The organism is Blautia stercoris, assembly GCF_054657695.1.
Window position 1 is genome coordinate 120,804 of record NZ_BAAHYF010000002.1, and the last position, 16,125, is coordinate 136,928.

The window sequence follows — 16,125 nt, forward strand, 5'->3', positions numbered from 1 at the left end:
CAATGCCAGAAACAGCAAATAAAGAGGTATACCAGCCAATGACCTTTGATGCTATTAAAATCGGTTTGGCATCTCCTGAAAAAATTCGGGAATGGTCAAGAGGCGAGGTTAAAAAACCGGAAACTATTAATTATAGAACCTTGAAACCGGAAAAAGACGGTCTTTTCTGCGAGAAAATCTTTGGACCAAGCAAAGACTGGGAATGTCATTGCGGTAAATATAAGAAAATTCGCTATAAAGGCGTTGTTTGTGACCGATGCGGCGTTGAAGTTACAAAAGCAAGTGTACGTCGTGAACGTATGGGACATATCGAGCTTGCAGCTCCGGTATCCCATATCTGGTACTTCAAGGGAATCCCATCCAGAATGGGGCTGATTCTTGACCTTTCACCAAGGTCTCTGGAAAAAGTTCTGTATTTTGCAAGCTACATCGTTCTTGATGCAGGAAAAACAGAGCTTCAGTATAAACAGATACTGACAGAAAAAGAGTATCAGGAAGCTTGTGCAAAATATGGTTATTCTGCATTCCGTGTAGGTATGGGTGCAGAATCCATCAAAGAATTGCTTGAAGCAATTGACCTTGAAAAAGAATCAGCAGAATTAAAAGCAGGTTTAAAAGATTCAACAGGTCAGAAACGTGCACGTATCGTAAAACGTCTTGAAGTTGTAGAAGCATTTAAAGAATCAGGAAATCGTCCGGAATGGATGATTATGACAGTTGTTCCGGTTATTCCGCCAGACTTACGTCCAATGGTTCAGCTTGACGGCGGACGTTTTGCAACATCTGATTTAAATGACCTGTACAGAAGAATTATCAACCGTAATAACCGTCTGAAAAGACTGCTTGAACTCGGAGCTCCTGACATTATCGTTCGTAATGAAAAGAGAATGTTACAGGAAGCAGTCGATGCTCTGATTGATAATGGACGTCGTGGTCGTCCGGTAACAGGACCTGGAAACAGAGCATTGAAATCCCTTTCTGATATGCTCAAAGGTAAATCAGGACGTTTCCGTCAGAACCTTCTGGGTAAACGTGTTGACTACTCAGGACGTTCAGTTATCGTTGTAGGACCGGAACTGAAGATTTATCAGTGTGGTCTGCCAAAAGAAATGGCAATCGAGCTGTTTAAACCTTTCGTTATGAAAGAACTGGTAAGCAACGGAAATGCACATAATATTAAAAATGCGAAAAAGATGGTAGAGAAACTCGACCCGGAAGTATGGGACGTTCTCGAAGAAGTAATTAAAGAGCATCCGGTTATGTTAAACCGTGCCCCTACACTGCACCGTCTTGGTATTCAGGCATTCGAGCCAATCCTTGTAGAAGGTAAGGCTATCAAGCTGCATCCGCTTGTTTGTACTGCATTCAATGCCGATTTCGATGGTGACCAGATGGCGGTTCATCTTCCACTGTCCGTTGAAGCACAGGCAGAGTGCCGTTTCCTGCTTCTCTCACCAAACAACCTGTTAAAACCATCCGATGGTGGTCCGGTAGCCGTTCCTTCACAGGATATGGTTCTTGGTATTTATTATCTGACACAGGAAAGACCTGGTGTTAAGGGAGAAGGAAAATACTTCAAGAGCGTAAACGAAGCAATTCTGGCTTATGAAAACCAGGTTATTACGCTTCAGACAAAAATCCATGTACACATGGAAAAAACAATGCCGGATGGAACTGTTCTTTCCGGTACAGTAGAATCTACACTTGGACGTTTCTTATTTAATGAAATCATTCCTCAGGATTTAGGTTTTGTAGACCGTACAATTCCGGGAAATGAATTAAAACCGGAAGTTGACTTCCTGGTAGGTAAGAAACAGTTAAAACAGATTCTTGAAAAAGTTATCAATACACACGGTGCTACAAGAACAGCAGAAGTGCTGGATAAGATTAAAGCAACCGGTTATAAATATTCAACAAGAGCTGCGATGACCGTATCAATTTCTGATATGACTGTGCCGCCTCAGAAACCGGAAATGATTCAGAAAGCACAGGATACCGTAGACTTAATTACAAAGAACTTCAAACGTGGTCTTATCACAGAAGAAGAAAGATACAAAGAAGTTGTTGAAACATGGAAAAAGACCGATGATGAGCTGACACGTGTACTGCTGTCCGGTCTGGATAAGTACAACAACATCTTTATGATGGCTGACTCCGGAGCCCGTGGTTCTGACAAGCAGATTAAACAGCTTGCCGGTATGCGTGGTCTGATGGCTGATACAACCGGTCATACAATCGAGTTGCCTATCAAATCAAACTTCCGTGAAGGTCTTGATGTACTGGAATACTTCATGTCAGCGCATGGAGCTCGAAAAGGTATGTCCGATACTGCTCTTCGTACAGCCGATTCCGGTTACCTGACAAGACGTCTGGTAGATGTTTCTCAGGACTTAATCGTTCGTGAAGTTGACTGTAGTGAAAACAGAAACGAAATTCCGGGTATGTGGGTAAAAGCCTTCATGGATGGAAGAGAAGAAATCGAAAGTCTTCAGGAACGTATCACAGGTCGTTTCTCCTGTGAGACAATTAAAGATAAAAATGGTGAAGTAATCGTAAAAGCAAATCATATGATTACACCAAAACGTGCTGCAAGAATCGTAAATGACGGTGTAAAAGCAGATGGAACTGGCTACGATGCAGTAAAAATCCGTACCATTCTTACCTGTAAATGTCATATTGGTGTCTGCGCAAAATGCTATGGTGCAAACATGGCAACAGGTGAAGCAGTACAGGTTGGTGAATCTGTAGGTATCATTGCTGCTCAGTCTATCGGTGAACCTGGTACACAGCTGACCATGCGTACCTTCCATAACGGTGGTGTTGCCGGTGGAGATATTACACAGGGTCTTCCTCGTGTCGAGGAGCTTTTTGAAGCAAGAAAGCCAAAAGGTCTTGCGATTATCACAGAAATCAAAGGTATTGCTACCATTAAAGATACTAAGAAGAAACGTGAAATCATTGTTACAGACAACGAAGATGGAAACTCCAAGACTTACCTGATTCCTTATGGCTCCCGTATTAAGATTCAGGATGGACAGGTACTTGAAGCAGGTGATGAACTGACAGAAGGTTCTGTAAATCCACATGATATTCTGAAGATTAAAGGAGTACGTGCCGTTCAGGATTACATGATTCAGGAAGTACAGCGAGTATATCGTCTGCAGGGTGTAGAAATCAATGATAAACATATCGAAGTTATCGTTCGTCAGATGCTGAAGAAGATTCGTATCGAAGATAACGGAGATACAGAATTCCTTCCGGGAACATTAGTTGACGTTCTTGACTTTGAAGAAGAGAACGAAAGACTGATTGAAGAAGGCAAAGAACCGGCAGAAGGAAAACAGGTTATGCTTGGTATTACAAAAGCATCTCTTGCTACAAACTCCTTCCTGTCAGCAGCTTCCTTCCAGGAAACAACAAAAGTTCTGACAGAAGCAGCAATCAAAGGTAAGATTGACCCGTTGATTGGTCTGAAAGAAAATGTTATCATTGGTAAACTGATTCCGGCTGGTACAGGTATGAAACAGTATTCCAATATTAAGCTTGATACTGATGAAGAAGAAGTTGAGTTTGACGAAATGGAAGAAAATGAAGACGTAACAGTTGGTGAGGAAACCACAGAGGATACAGAAGAAACACTTACAGGTGCTGTTGATGAAGTAGAACTTTCCGAAGAGGAAGAAGAAGCAGAATTAACAGAAGAGTAATAATAGTAAGAAAATAAATGCAAAAGACTGTTTTGTCAGATAACTGGCAAAATAGTCTTTTGTTTTTCTCTTTCATAGACGGATAAATGAGTGTGAGGGTCGGATTTTTGAAAGAAAAATAAAAAAAACAAAAAAATACCTTGACAGCAACTTTTTCCACAGATATAATGAGGAGGCGTGCACAGGACTGCGTATTTTTTGTGCGCGATAAAAAAAGTTTATTCATAAGAATGAATAACTGGCAGCCACTTATTTCTTCTATATAATATGGCAGAAGAAAAATAATACAGGAGGTGAAAGGAATGCCAACATTCAATCAGTTAGTAAGAAAAGGACGTCAGACTTCCGTTAAAAAGTCTACAGCTCCGGCACTGCAGAAGAGCTTCAACTCTTTACAGAAGAAGACAACAGATATGTCTTCTCCACAGAAAAGAGGTGTGTGTACAGCGGTTAAAACTGCTACACCTAAAAAACCTAACTCTGCTCTTAGAAAAATCGCCAGAGTTCGTCTCTCAAACGGAATCGAGGTAACAAGCTATATCCCAGGTGAAGGACATAACTTACAGGAACATAGCGTTGTTCTTATCCGTGGTGGTAGAGTAAAAGACTTACCAGGTACAAGATACCACATCATCCGTGGTACATTAGATACCGCAGGCGTTGCAAACAGACGTCAGGCCCGTTCTAAATACGGTGCTAAAAGACCGAAAAAATAATAAATTCGGCCAGGCGGTAAAAATTTCCGCTTGATTTATTATAGTAGAAATTATCATTTGAAATCACAGATATAACTATTGATTTTGTACGGGGATTCCATAAGCCCAACGGAGTGGCTGCGGGTTTATATAGAGAATTTACCGCGTACGGACATACGCTTATAGTTGTGTGAGTACCGATGATTTAATCTTTGGGACAATGTCATTTGTCTATTAACAATGAAAATGATTAAGGAGGGAAGTAACGTGCCACGTAAAGGACATACTCAGAAAAGAGACGTTTTAGCTGACCCGTTATACGGAAACAAAGTGGTAACAAAACTTATCAATAACATTATGTTAGATGGTAAGAAAGGTGTTGCTCAGAAAATCGTATACGGTGCATTCGCTAAATGTGAGGAAAAAGCCGGAAAACCGGCAATCGAAGTATTCGAAGAAGCAATGAACAACATTATGCCTGTTCTGGAAGTAAAAGCAAGACGTATCGGTGGTGCAACATATCAGGTACCAATCGAGGTTAGACCGGAAAGACGTCAGGCTTTAGCTCTTCGCTGGATTACTCTCTACTCTCGTAAAAGAGGAGAGAAAACAATGGAAGACAGACTGGCAAATGAATTATTAGATGCAATGAACAATACAGGCGCATCTGTTAAGAAGAAAGAAGACATGCATAAGATGGCTGAGGCAAATAAAGCATTTGCTCACTATCGATTCTAATTCAATAGGAGGAAAATCCATTGGCTGGAAGAGAATATCCGTTAGAGAGAACCAGAAACATTGGTATTATGGCACATATCGATGCCGGTAAGACTACTCTTACAGAGCGTATCTTATACTATACCGGTGTTAACTATAAAATCGGTGATACTCATGAAGGTACTGCTACCATGGACTGGATGGAACAGGAACAGGAAAGAGGTATCACAATTACTTCAGCCGCAACAACTTGTCACTGGACTTTACAGGAAAACTGTAAAGCAAAACCAGGTGCACTGGAACATCGTATCAATATCATTGATACTCCAGGACACGTAGACTTCACAGTAGAAGTTGAACGTTCCTTACGTGTACTTGACGGTGCAGTTGGTGTATTCTGTGCAAAAGGCGGCGTTGAGCCTCAGTCTGAAAATGTATGGCGTCAGGCAGATACCTACAATGTACCACGTATGGCATTCATCAATAAGATGGATATCTTAGGTGCAAACTTCTACAATGCAGTAGATCAGATTAAGACTCGTTTAGGTAAAAACGCAATTTGCCTTCAGTTACCAATCGGTAAAGAAGACGAGTTCAAAGGAATCATCGACTTATTCGAAATGAAAGCTTACATCTACAATGATGATAAGGGTGAGGATATCACAATCACAGACATTCCTGAAGATATGCAGGAAGATGCAGAACTGTATCATACAGAACTCATCGAAAAAATCTGTGAATTAGACGATGATTTAATGATGGAATACCTTGAAGGTGAAGAACCTTCTATCGATGCATTAAAAGCAGCTCTGAGAAAAGGTACATGTGAATGTGCAGCTGTTCCGGTTTGCTGTGGTTCTGCATACAGAAACAAAGGTGTTCAGAAATTACTGGATGCAATTCTTGAATTCATGCCAGCTCCTACAGACATCCCGGCTATCAAGGGTGTTGATATGGACGGAAATGAAATTGAGAGACATTCTTCTGATGAAGAACCATTCTCAGCTTTAGCATTCAAGATTATGGCTGACCCATTCGTTGGTAAGCTTGCATTCTTCCGTGTATATTCAGGTACAATGAACTCCGGTTCTTACGTACTGAACGCTACAAAAGGTAAAAAAGAGCGTGTTGGTCGTATCCTTCAGATGCACGCTAACAAGAGACAGGAACTTGATAAAGTTTATTCAGGTGATATCGCAGCTGCTGTTGGTTTCAAAAACACAACAACAGGTGATACAATCTGTGATGAACAGCATCCGGTAATCCTGGAATCCATGGAATTCCCAGAACCAGTTATCGAGCTTGCTATCGAGCCTAAGACAAAAGCTGGTCAGGGTAAACTGGGTGAAGCTTTAGTAAAACTTGCTGAAGAAGACCCGACATTCCGTGCTCATACAGATCAGGAAACTGGTCAGACAATTATCGCTGGTATGGGTGAGCTTCATCTGGATATCATCGTTGACCGTCTGCTTCGTGAATTCAAAGTAGAAGCTAACGTTGGTGCTCCTCAGGTTGCTTACAAAGAAACCATCACAAAAGCAGTTGACGTTGACAGCAAATATGCAAAACAGTCCGGTGGACGTGGTCAGTACGGTCACTGTAAAGTTAAATTCGAGCCTATGGATGCCAACGGTGAAGAACTGTACAAGTTTGAATCCACAGTTGTTGGTGGTGCTATTCCGAAGGAATACATCCCGGCAGTAGGCGAAGGTATCGAAGAAGCTATGAAAGCTGGTATCCTTGGAGGATTCCCAGTTGTTGGTGTACATGCAAATGTATACGATGGTTCTTACCATGAAGTCGACTCCTCTGAAATGGCATTCCACATTGCTGGTTCTTTAGCATTCAAAGATGCTATGCAGAAAGCAGCACCAGTACTTCTTGAGCCAATCATGAAAGTCGAAGTAACAACACCGGAAGATTACATGGGTGATGTTATTGGTGATATTAACTCTCGTCGTGGACGTATCGAAGGTATGGACGATATCGGCGGTGGTAAAATGATTCGTGGATATGTTCCGCTTTCCGAAATGTTCGGATATGCAACAGACCTGCGTTCCAGAACACAGGGTCGTGGTAACTACTCCATGTTCTTTGAAAAATACGAGCCAGTACCAAAATCCGTACAGGAAAAAGTACTCGCTGGTAAAGCTACAAAATAATCAGTCGTATTTATTGATAAAAAAACTTGCAAATATCCTTGATTTGCAATATAATCAAGGATAGCAGGTTGAATATATTTTAATATAATATTGGTATATTCCGACGTCTCGTAATGAGGCAGTAAGCAAACAAAAATTGCCCGTACGGGGCGCATAAACAAGGAGGACATTCAAAATGGCAAAAGCTAAATTTGAAAGAAGCAAACCGCATTGTAACATTGGTACCATCGGACACGTTGACCATGGTAAAACAACATTAACAGCTGCAATCACAAAAGTTCTGGCTGAAAGAGTTGCTGGTAACTCAGCTACAGATTTCGAGAACATTGATAAAGCTCCAGAAGAAAGAGAACGTGGTATCACAATTTCTACAGCACACGTTGAATATGAAACAGAACATCGTCACTATGCACACGTTGACTGCCCAGGACATGCCGATTACGTTAAAAACATGATCACAGGTGCTGCTCAGATGGATGGTGCTATCTTAGTTGTAGCTGCAACTGATGGTGTTATGGCTCAGACAAAAGAACATATCCTTCTGTCTCGTCAGGTAGGTGTTCCTTACATCGTTGTATTCCTGAACAAATGTGATATGGTTGATGACGAAGAACTTCTTGAACTGGTAGAAATGGAAGTTCGTGAACTGTTAGACGAATATGATTTCCCAGGCGATGATACTCCAATCATCAAAGGTTCTGCTCTGAAAGCTCTGGAAGATCCAGCAAGCGAATGGGGCGACAAAATCATGGAACTTATGGATGCTGTAGACAGCTACATTCCAGACCCACAGCGTGACACAGACAAACCATTCATCATGCCTGTAGAAGACGTATTCTCTATCACAGGTCGTGGTACAGTTGCTACTGGTAGAGTAGAAGCTGGTGTTCTTCACGTATCTGAAGAAGTTGAAATCGTTGGTCTGAAAGAAGAAACACGTAAAGTTGTTGTAACTGGTATTGAAATGTTCCGTAAACTGTTAGACGAAGCTCAGGCTGGTGATAACATCGGTGCACTTCTTCGTGGTGTTCAGAGAAACGAAATCGAAAGAGGACAGGTTCTTGCTAAACCAGGAACAATCACATGCCATACAAAATTCACAGCTCAGGTTTACGTTCTGACAAAAGATGAAGGTGGTCGTCATACACCGTTCTTCAACAACTATCGTCCACAGTTCTACTTCAGAACAACAGACGTAACAGGTGTTTGTAACTTACCAGAAGGTACAGAAATGTGCATGCCTGGTGATAACGTAGAAATGACAATCGAACTGATTCACCCAATCGCTATGAGCCAGGGTCTTACATTCGCTATCCGTGAAGGTGGACGTACTGTTGGATCAGGACGTGTTGCTACAATCATCGAGTAATACAATCTGAAAATAGATTTGTTATCGCAAGATAACTTGTGTCCAAACGTAAGATACCCCAGAAACCTTGTGTTTCTGGGGTTTTTCTGTACTCTAAGAAAAGGATTGTTTGTAAAATTATCAGATTAGAAACAGTGAAACGTTTATCAGAAAGATGAAATACGGATAAATTTAAAATTGAAAAATCAGTCTAGCGGTGCCAAAACGGTGCCAAAAAGAAACTCCTGCGAATATTTGCTATTCACAGGAGTAATTTTTTTACCAGCCTTTGATCTGTTTGATCTGTTCAGCACGTTCCGGATCACGATGATATTGCAGTTTCAGACGGATCGTTTCCACAACTTCCTGTCTGGCTTCATCATCAAGCTGATAGAACGATGTGAGCAGATTATCTACATCAGGCATACTGTTCTTACCGAAAAGATACATCAACGGGTACATAGAATTTTTTAAATAAGTCTTTACACGGCTTGCGTCTAATGCTCCGTTCAAACCGTCTGGAAGTGTAGGATAAATCTCTTCTTCCTTAATTGTGCCAGAAAATGGACTGGCAGAACATATCTCATTCACATCAATTTGCAATTCATTCGCAAGTCTTAATGCAAAATCAAATCGAATATTGGAATCTTTTTGAATAATTGAATATAAGGTTGTGGCACTGATTCCGGTTGCCTTTGCAATTTTACGGACATTTGTGCCTTTTTCATCAAGATATTTCTTTAAATTTTTACCGTCACCCATAGAATCCTCCTTTTTCATATATTGCAAAATTACGAAAAACATAAATCTATAGAATATCATAGCACAGACCTGGAATAAAATAAAGAGAAAATAATATACGAAGTTCGTAAAAATATGTTTACGAAATATTGACAATGAAATAAATACATGATATTATCAATTTACGATATTCGTACAGATATAGAAATACAGTAAACGTATTCTGTATCTGGAGAGGAAAGGAGGATGCAGTATGGCAAGCTACAATTATATGATGAGTGCTGATGAAGTGGCACAGGAATTAAACTGCTCAAAATCTTATGCTTATAAACTAGTGAAAGCTATGAATAAGGAACTGGCTGCACAGGGATATATTACGATGGCTGGAAGAATACCAAAGGCGTTTTGGGCAAAAAAGATGTATGGCTATGAAATAGCAGGAAATTAAGGAGGATTAATATGGCTTACAGAGAAAAAGACACAAAAAAATGGACAGCCCAGTGGTTTGAGACAAATGTTATGGGTGAGAAGAAAAAACGCAGAAAGCGTGGATTTGAAACAAAGCGAGAAGCATTGGAGTTTGAACGAAGTAAAAAGTTGAGCACTGAGCGAAGTATGGATATGAAACTGAGCGATTTTATTGAGATTTATTTTTCAGACAAACAGAATGACCTAAAAGATCGAACAATCAAAAATAAAAGATATATGATGCAACAGCATATCGTTCCATACTTTGGAAATCAGATGATGAGTGAGATCAAGGCTTCACAGATTATTCAGTGGCAGAATGAAATTCAGAAAAAAGGATATTCAGATTCTTATCTGAGAATGATTCAGAATCAGTTGACCAGTCTGTTTACACATGCAGCTAAAATATATGATTTGCCAGTTAATCCATGCAAGAAAGTGAAACGAATGGGAAATTCGGATTCGAGAAGTTTGAACTTCTGGACACTGGACGAGTACAAACAGTTTATACAGACAATGGAGCCGGGAACAAGATATTATCTTATATTTGAGATGCTGTTCTGGACTGGGTGCAGGATTGGGGAGCTGCTTGCGATTACAAAAGCTGATATCAATTTTGAAAAGAATCAGCTTAGTATCAATAAGACTTATTACCGAACAGGAATGCAGGATATTATCACAGAACCAAAAACAAAACAGTCCTTTCGAACAATCGAAATTCCAGAATTTTTGAAAGAGGAAATTAAGGAATTTGTAGATGGTCACTACGGAATGCCGGATACAGAAAGATTGTTTCCAGTTGTTCAGGAATCGGTACAGCATAAGATGAAACGGCAGATTGAACTGGCAGGAGTAAAGAAAATCCGAGTGCATGATCTCAGACACAGTCATGTGGCTTATCTCATTGAGAAAGGTGTAGAACCGTTACTGATCCGGGACAGATTGGGTCATAAAGATATTCGTATCACATTGAATACTTATGGACATCTTTATCCAAATCAGCAGAGGAAGATTGCAAATCTGCTGGATAATGAAAATGCAGTTACCGGATTGGGAGAAGAAAGAGATGAATGTTGAAAAGGCAAAAGAAAAAGCCCAGATAAATAATCTGAGCAAGTTCTCTGATAATCAGATTAACTGATATACCATCTTGGCAGATTCAGTATATCACGAATCGAGAAATACGACAATTCCCGAATATCTGTTCATCAGAGACTTGCCCGGAAGGGCAGGAGGAGATGATGGAATGAATATGAATGAAAAAAACAAAATTAAGAATTGCAGAATAGAACCAAAACTGAAACTGATCAATATGGATTCAGTAGAGGTGGAACAGGTAGAATGGCTGCTTTATCCGTTTATTCCTTATGGAAAAGTGACCATTATACAGGGAGATCCAGGAGAAGGAAAGACAACAATGGTACTTCAGATTATTGCAAAACTGACCAGAGGAGAGCCGATTCTTCCTGTTACTGATACAACAAAAGAAAAACGAAGTGATGAAGTCGGTAGTGAGAATGAAGATCTAGATGCCAAAGATAATATTCAGGAACAGTCTTCTATGTCACCTGTAAATGTGATTTATCAGACAGCGGAAGATGGTCTAGGAGATACTATCAAACCCAGATTACTTGCTGCAGGTGCAGATTGTTCGAGGGTGCTGGTGATTGATGACAGTGACCAGCCACTGACAATGGCAGATGCCAGATTAGAAGAAGCAATCGTGCAGACAAAAGCCAAAATGGTTGTTCTTGATCCGATTCAGGGATTCCTGGGAGCAGAGGTAGACATGCACAGGGCAAATGAGATCAGGCCATTGATGAAGCGTGTCGCAGTGCTGGCAGAAAAATATCACTGTGCAGTCATTTTAATCGGTCATATGAACAAAAACAGTAACGGCAAATCTTCTTATCGAGGACTTGGCTCCATTGATTTTCAGGCTGCTGCAAGAAGTGTCCTGATTGTCGGGCGAGTGAAAGATGAACCAGAAGTAAGAGTGGTATGTCATACGAAGAGTTCTCTTGCACCGGAAGGAACGTCCATTGCATTCAGACTGGATAAGAATAATGGCTTTGAATGGATTGGAGAATATGATATCAGTGCCGATGAACTTCTTAATGGAGACGGCAGAGGGCAGAAAAGTCGGAAAGCAAAAGAATTTCTCCTTGAAATACTGGCAAATGGAGGAATGACTCAAAAGAAAATTGCAGAAGAAGCCGAAACCAGAGGAATAAAAAGTAAAACGTTATGGAATGCCAAACGGGAACTTGAAATTGATTCTGTAAAACGTGGAAAGCAATGGTATTGGATGCTGCCAGAATAAAAATGGAAGATGGCAAGATTACCATTTCTTAAGAAGAGGGAATCTTGCCACCTTGAAAGGAGAACAGATGCAAAATAAAAATGTACAGATTCCATACGAGTTATTTTTTCAACTCCTGCAATATTTTTTGATGGATAACTACGATGGCGAAGAAATAATCCGGTTGGGATTGGAGAAAAAACTGGATGCAATGGTGAATCGTGAAGTGTATAGCAAATCCAAAACAGCACCAACGGAAGAAGAAAGGGAAAAGTTCCGGCAGGAATATCTGGACAGACGGGGAATACCGGAGAACTTTCGATGGTAAAGGTTCTTTCTGACTACTTTATTACAGGAGCGTGTCACGCACCTGTAGATAGCAGACAAGTAGAAAGCTGGTAAGATGTAGCCGGGAGTTTGTTGGTGGAGAAGAGAATTTTCAAAAGGGAGCCCTGATTCAGGGCGTCCCTGCGGAAACGCTAAATGAAAGGAGAATGGCATAATGCGAGAAGGAAGATTAGGATATAACAGTTATAACAAAAGATATGGATTATTATCATCAGATCTATGGATTGATACAGGATTTCACTGTGGAGAATGCCTGGAAGTGTTGCTTGATGATGAATGGGTTCAGACTAGAATGGAAATGAATCCTGCAAGAGAATGGTATCTTGTAGGAACACCGTATTGTGGTGATCTGGAATATATCCGGGCAAGGATACCGGGATAATTCAGCCATACAAGTAACGCAGGAGTGAACCGACCAACGGGAGGAATAGCCCCCGGCAGGGCGCAAGGGTACTTTTGATGGACGGTACGGCTGTCGAAAGTGCTTTTGCGTTACTTTTGACAAAAGTAACAAAACCGCCGTATCCGGCGAAAGTTTCTTAATATCGCTATTACTGGCGTGAATAAAAATTATGTGCCATATCTAGCACTTGATTAGAAAAGAGGTGAGAAACATTATGATAAAACGAACAATTAGCGGTATGATTGGGAAAGGTTCTCTGGCTCATAACAGGAGAGAGTTTTTCGCAGAGAATGTAGACCCAGACAGAGTACAATTAAATATTTGTTACCAGAATGAAAATCTGAAAGAAGTTTACAAAGAGTTATTTGATGATGCTGTGGAGAGATACAATACCGGGAAAAGAAAAGACCGGAAGATTACAAATTACTATGAAAAAATCCGGCAGGGAAAACAGGAAAAGTTGTTCCATGAAGTGATTTTCCAGATTGGAAACCGAGAAGATATGGCTGTTGGAACAGAAGCAGGAAATCTGGCTGTAAACGTACTGGATGAGTATGTAAAAGATTTCCAGAAACGGAATCCGACACTTCGGGTATTTAGTTGCTATTTGCATCAGGATGAGGCTACTCCACATCTTCATATTGACTTTATTCCTTATGTGACGGGCTGGAAAGGAAAAGGAATGGATACCAGAGTTTCGCTGAAACAGGCATTAAAAGGTCTTGGATTTCAAGGTGGAAATAAGCATGATACGGAGCTGAATCAGTGGATAAATCATGAAAAAGAAGTACTGGCAGAGATTGCAAGGCAGTATGGAATTGAATGGGAACAGAAAGGTACTCATGAGGAACATCTGGATGTCTATAACTTCAAGAAAAAAGAACGGAAAAAGGAAGTACAGGAATTGGAGCAGGAAAAAGAGCATCTAACTGCTGAAAAAGAAGAATTAACAGCACAAATTGCAGAATCCAGAGCAGATATCCAGAATTTAAAAGACGATAAGGAACAGGCAATCAAGGCGAAGCAAGAAGCAGAACAAAAGGCAGGGAGCGCAGAAAAAGAACTAAAAAGCCTGGAAGATCGCAGAGAACAGCTACAACCGATTATGGATAGTGTGAGCAAAGAAATCAAAGAATATGGAACAGTTAAAATGTTACTGCCGGAGGCGGGCACGCTAGAACGGGCAGTAACCTATCGAGACAAAAAAATTAAACCACTGTTTCTTCAAATAAAGAATAAGGTTGCTGTAATGGCGGCTCAGGTTAAAGAACTCACGAAAGAGGTGGAAGGGTGGAAGAAAAAATATCAAAAGGTGAAACAGAAATATAATGCTATTCAGAGAGAACTGGATGATATACGTAAAGACAATCAGAAATTGTCAGAAGAAAAAGATATATTGCAAGGTGTTTCTGATAGGTATGATCGTGTTGTGCGTGTTCTTGGAATAGAAACTGTAGATACAGCAGTACAGCAGGATATTCAAAACGAGAAAGTCCTGGAAGAAAAGCGACGGATGGAGCAAATGCCGAAGGGAAATATTCATGAAAGATTGGCATGGGGAATGAAAAAAAGCGAGATGGAGAATCAGCAGCGTAAGAAAACTAAATCAAAAAACAGAGAAATGGAGAGATAAGATTATGGAAACACACATTTATGATGAAAAGAACGGATTAAGCTATACTTTGCATGGAGATTATTATTTGCCGAATTTGGTATTGAATGAAGAAAAACCGATATATGGGAAATATGGAATGCTGCGAAAACAGTTTCTGAAGGAACACAGATTAGCAAAATATCAATATTTGTTGTTGACTGGAAAGCTGACGGAACACCTGAATCAGATTGATCAGGAGAGCAGAGAACAGGTGGAAATGCTTATGGAACAGATGGCAGAAAAACAGGGTGTAACTGAAGAATTAAAGGTACAGAACCAGACGAAGTGGGTTAGGCTGATGAATAATATAAAAGCCAGTGCAGAAGAAATGGTGTTGAGAGAAATACTTTATATATAAGTATTGGTTGTAAAGGACTGAACAGGAAAAGTATAATACTATCCGGCTTATTAAGATTTATTTCACATCTCTTGATTTTTATTACGGTTACTGATATAGTTATTACAGTAACCGTAATAAGGAGGGGATGCTATGAGGGATAATGTGAAAAGTGGTGCACTCACAGAAGTGACATTCTATATTTTGCTTTCACTCTATTCACCTAAACACGGATATGCTGTCATGCAGTTCATTGAAGAAAAAACAGGTGGGCGGCTTTCATTGGGAGCAGGCACTTTATATGGTGCATTAAATTCAATGCAGGAAAAGGGATGGATTGAGCTTTTCGGAGATAGTGAAGGTAGAAAAAAAGAGTATCTTATCACTGTAAAAGGAAAGGAGATAGCTGAAAAAGAACTTATCAGACTTCGTGAACTTGTAGGTATTGCAAGCGGAATTGTAGGAGGTACATTATGAGCAAAAAGTGTTATCGTTTTTTTGGCGGGCTATTGACGGTACAGAAAAACTGGCTGAATAAGATGGCTGAAAAAGGTTATCGCCTTATTCGAACGGGAAAATTACTCTATGAATTTGAAAAATGTAAGCCAGGTCAAGTTCAATATTGCGTGGAGTTTATAGGACAAAAATCAAAAGCTAATGCTGAAGATTACCATGATTTCTTGGAAGAAATGGGATATTCCGTATTCTATAAAAATATCAATCTTAATTATTCTGTTGGTAAAGTTCGCTGGCGTCCGTGGGCTGAAATTGGCGGTCGTATTGCAACAAACACTACAACATTTAACAGGGAATTGCTGATTGTAGAAAAAGAAAATGATGGAAAACCTTTTGAACTTCATACGTCCTATGAAGATAGGGCAAATTATTACAGTAATTTGCGAAATCCCTGGCTTTTATTAATGCTTATGCTCGTGGCATTTGCTACCGTAAATCGGTCTGTTATTTTAGGCATAGTTGCTGTGATTTTTCTAATCCCTGTCATTATATACCAGTTGCAAATTATGAAAAATAGGCATGAAGCGAAGATGAAGGAGTGGTGATTCAGGATAACAAGGTTGGTTTAGCTGATGCAATGTAATGCACTGTCGTTTGAGGGTTAGTAGCCCGTTCTTAAATTTGTGGGCAGTTTGTTGCTGATGATATAAATATTAGAGAAAATTAATTGAAAGTTAAAAAAAGAAAGTAATAAGTAAACAAAGGCTCAATTGTAAACATGTATTGG

15 protein-coding genes are annotated in these 16,125 nt (G+C 40.0%); 14 read left to right on the top strand and 1 reads right to left on the bottom strand.

What is annotated here, in order from left to right:
- Positions 1-2: 2 nt before the first annotated feature.
- The 5 genes from rpoC to tuf all read left to right on the top strand — a co-directional run bounded on the left by rpoC (position 3) and on the right by tuf (position 8,650).
- Positions 3-3,707, top strand: coding sequence for a DNA-directed RNA polymerase subunit beta' (gene rpoC / locus ACYQ2D_RS10325; protein ID WP_187559139.1), 3,705 nt, complete (start codon positions 3-5; stop codon positions 3,705-3,707).
- Between the two features lie 302 nt (positions 3,708-4,009).
- Positions 4,010-4,423: a 30S ribosomal protein S12 gene (rpsL, locus tag ACYQ2D_RS10330; RefSeq protein WP_018596937.1), complete on the top strand. Its 414-nt coding sequence runs from the start codon at positions 4,010-4,012 to the stop codon at positions 4,421-4,423.
- Between the two features lie 246 nt (positions 4,424-4,669).
- Positions 4,670-5,140 (top strand): 30S ribosomal protein S7, encoded by a 471-nt coding sequence (rpsG, locus tag ACYQ2D_RS10335; protein ID WP_022302580.1) that lies wholly within the window; start codon positions 4,670-4,672, stop codon positions 5,138-5,140.
- Between the two features lie 20 nt (positions 5,141-5,160).
- The gene (fusA, locus tag ACYQ2D_RS10340) at positions 5,161-7,281 is read left to right on the top strand and encodes an elongation factor G (protein WP_117457571.1); all 2,121 of its coding nucleotides are present in this window, start codon (positions 5,161-5,163) and stop codon (positions 7,279-7,281) included.
- A gap of 175 nt (positions 7,282-7,456) precedes the next feature.
- The gene (gene tuf, locus ACYQ2D_RS10345) at positions 7,457-8,650 is read left to right on the top strand and encodes an elongation factor Tu (protein WP_117457572.1); all 1,194 of its coding nucleotides are present in this window, start codon (positions 7,457-7,459) and stop codon (positions 8,648-8,650) included.
- Between the two features lie 258 nt (positions 8,651-8,908).
- On the opposite strand, the gene ACYQ2D_RS10350 is transcribed toward tuf, so the two are convergent.
- A complete protein-coding gene (locus tag ACYQ2D_RS10350) occupies positions 8,909-9,391 on the bottom strand; it encodes a helix-turn-helix domain-containing protein (protein ID WP_015541737.1) in 483 nt (160 codons plus the stop codon).
- A gap of 232 nt (positions 9,392-9,623) precedes the next feature.
- On the opposite strand from ACYQ2D_RS10350, the gene ACYQ2D_RS10355 reads away from it, so the two are divergent.
- The 9 genes from ACYQ2D_RS10355 to ACYQ2D_RS10395 all read left to right on the top strand — a co-directional run bounded on the left by ACYQ2D_RS10355 (position 9,624) and on the right by ACYQ2D_RS10395 (position 15,943).
- Positions 9,624-9,818: a hypothetical protein gene (locus ACYQ2D_RS10355; protein WP_055258613.1), complete on the top strand. Its 195-nt coding sequence runs from the start codon at positions 9,624-9,626 to the stop codon at positions 9,816-9,818.
- 11 nt (positions 9,819-9,829) lie between these two features.
- Positions 9,830-10,915, top strand: coding sequence for a site-specific integrase (locus tag ACYQ2D_RS10360; protein WP_270227535.1), 1,086 nt, complete (start codon positions 9,830-9,832; stop codon positions 10,913-10,915).
- 169 nt (positions 10,916-11,084) lie between these two features.
- Positions 11,085-12,161 carry an AAA family ATPase gene (locus tag ACYQ2D_RS10365; RefSeq protein WP_055258609.1) on the top strand — a complete coding sequence of 359 codons (1,077 nt, stop codon included), beginning with the start codon at positions 11,085-11,087 and terminating at the stop codon, positions 12,159-12,161.
- A gap of 67 nt (positions 12,162-12,228) precedes the next feature.
- Complete coding sequence (locus tag ACYQ2D_RS10370) at positions 12,229-12,468, top strand: hypothetical protein (RefSeq protein ID WP_055258607.1); 240 nt, start codon at positions 12,229-12,231, stop codon at positions 12,466-12,468.
- A 174-nt stretch (positions 12,469-12,642) separates the two neighbouring features.
- The gene (locus ACYQ2D_RS10375) at positions 12,643-12,870 is read left to right on the top strand and encodes a DUF5348 domain-containing protein (protein WP_055258605.1); all 228 of its coding nucleotides are present in this window, start codon (positions 12,643-12,645) and stop codon (positions 12,868-12,870) included.
- 235 nt (positions 12,871-13,105) lie between these two features.
- Positions 13,106-14,524, top strand: coding sequence for a plasmid recombination protein (locus ACYQ2D_RS10380; protein ID WP_117854834.1), 1,419 nt, complete (start codon positions 13,106-13,108; stop codon positions 14,522-14,524).
- 4 nt (positions 14,525-14,528) lie between these two features.
- Positions 14,529-14,903, top strand: a complete 375-nt coding sequence (locus ACYQ2D_RS10385; RefSeq protein WP_055258600.1) for a TnpV protein — start codon at positions 14,529-14,531, stop codon at positions 14,901-14,903.
- Between the two features lie 132 nt (positions 14,904-15,035).
- Entirely contained in the window at positions 15,036-15,359 is a 324-nt protein-coding gene (locus tag ACYQ2D_RS10390) for a PadR family transcriptional regulator (protein WP_055056227.1), read from the top strand.
- Positions 15,356-15,943: a DUF2812 domain-containing protein gene (locus ACYQ2D_RS10395; RefSeq protein ID WP_055056226.1), complete on the top strand. Its 588-nt coding sequence runs from the start codon at positions 15,356-15,358 to the stop codon at positions 15,941-15,943. Before ACYQ2D_RS10390 ends, ACYQ2D_RS10395 begins: the two co-directional genes overlap by 4 nt.
- Positions 15,944-16,125: the final 182 nt, after the last annotated feature.

What these genes read in the sequence shown, in the direction of transcription:
- rpoC (WP_187559139.1), top strand. Translation starts at nt 3, where the DNA reads ATGCCAGAAACAGCAAATAAAGAGGTATACCAGCCAATGACCTTTGAT.
- rpsL (WP_018596937.1), top strand. Translation starts at nt 4,010, where the DNA reads ATGCCAACATTCAATCAGTTAGTAAGAAAAGGACGTCAGACTTCCGTT.
- tuf (WP_117457572.1), top strand. Translation starts at nt 7,457, where the DNA reads ATGGCAAAAGCTAAATTTGAAAGAAGCAAACCGCATTGTAACATTGGT.
- ACYQ2D_RS10350 (WP_015541737.1), bottom strand. Translation starts at nt 9,391, where the DNA reads ATGGGTGACGGTAAAAATTTAAAGAAATATCTTGATGAAAAAGGCACA.
- ACYQ2D_RS10355 (WP_055258613.1), top strand. Translation starts at nt 9,624, where the DNA reads ATGGCAAGCTACAATTATATGATGAGTGCTGATGAAGTGGCACAGGAA.
- ACYQ2D_RS10360 (WP_270227535.1), top strand. Translation starts at nt 9,830, where the DNA reads ATGGCTTACAGAGAAAAAGACACAAAAAAATGGACAGCCCAGTGGTTT.
- ACYQ2D_RS10365 (WP_055258609.1), top strand. Translation starts at nt 11,085, where the DNA reads ATGAATATGAATGAAAAAAACAAAATTAAGAATTGCAGAATAGAACCA.
- ACYQ2D_RS10370 (WP_055258607.1), top strand. Translation starts at nt 12,229, where the DNA reads ATGCAAAATAAAAATGTACAGATTCCATACGAGTTATTTTTTCAACTC.
- ACYQ2D_RS10375 (WP_055258605.1), top strand. Translation starts at nt 12,643, where the DNA reads ATGCGAGAAGGAAGATTAGGATATAACAGTTATAACAAAAGATATGGA.
- ACYQ2D_RS10380 (WP_117854834.1), top strand. Translation starts at nt 13,106, where the DNA reads ATGATAAAACGAACAATTAGCGGTATGATTGGGAAAGGTTCTCTGGCT.
- ACYQ2D_RS10385 (WP_055258600.1), top strand. Translation starts at nt 14,529, where the DNA reads ATGGAAACACACATTTATGATGAAAAGAACGGATTAAGCTATACTTTG.
- ACYQ2D_RS10390 (WP_055056227.1), top strand. Translation starts at nt 15,036, where the DNA reads ATGAGGGATAATGTGAAAAGTGGTGCACTCACAGAAGTGACATTCTAT.
- ACYQ2D_RS10395 (WP_055056226.1), top strand. Translation starts at nt 15,356, where the DNA reads ATGAGCAAAAAGTGTTATCGTTTTTTTGGCGGGCTATTGACGGTACAG.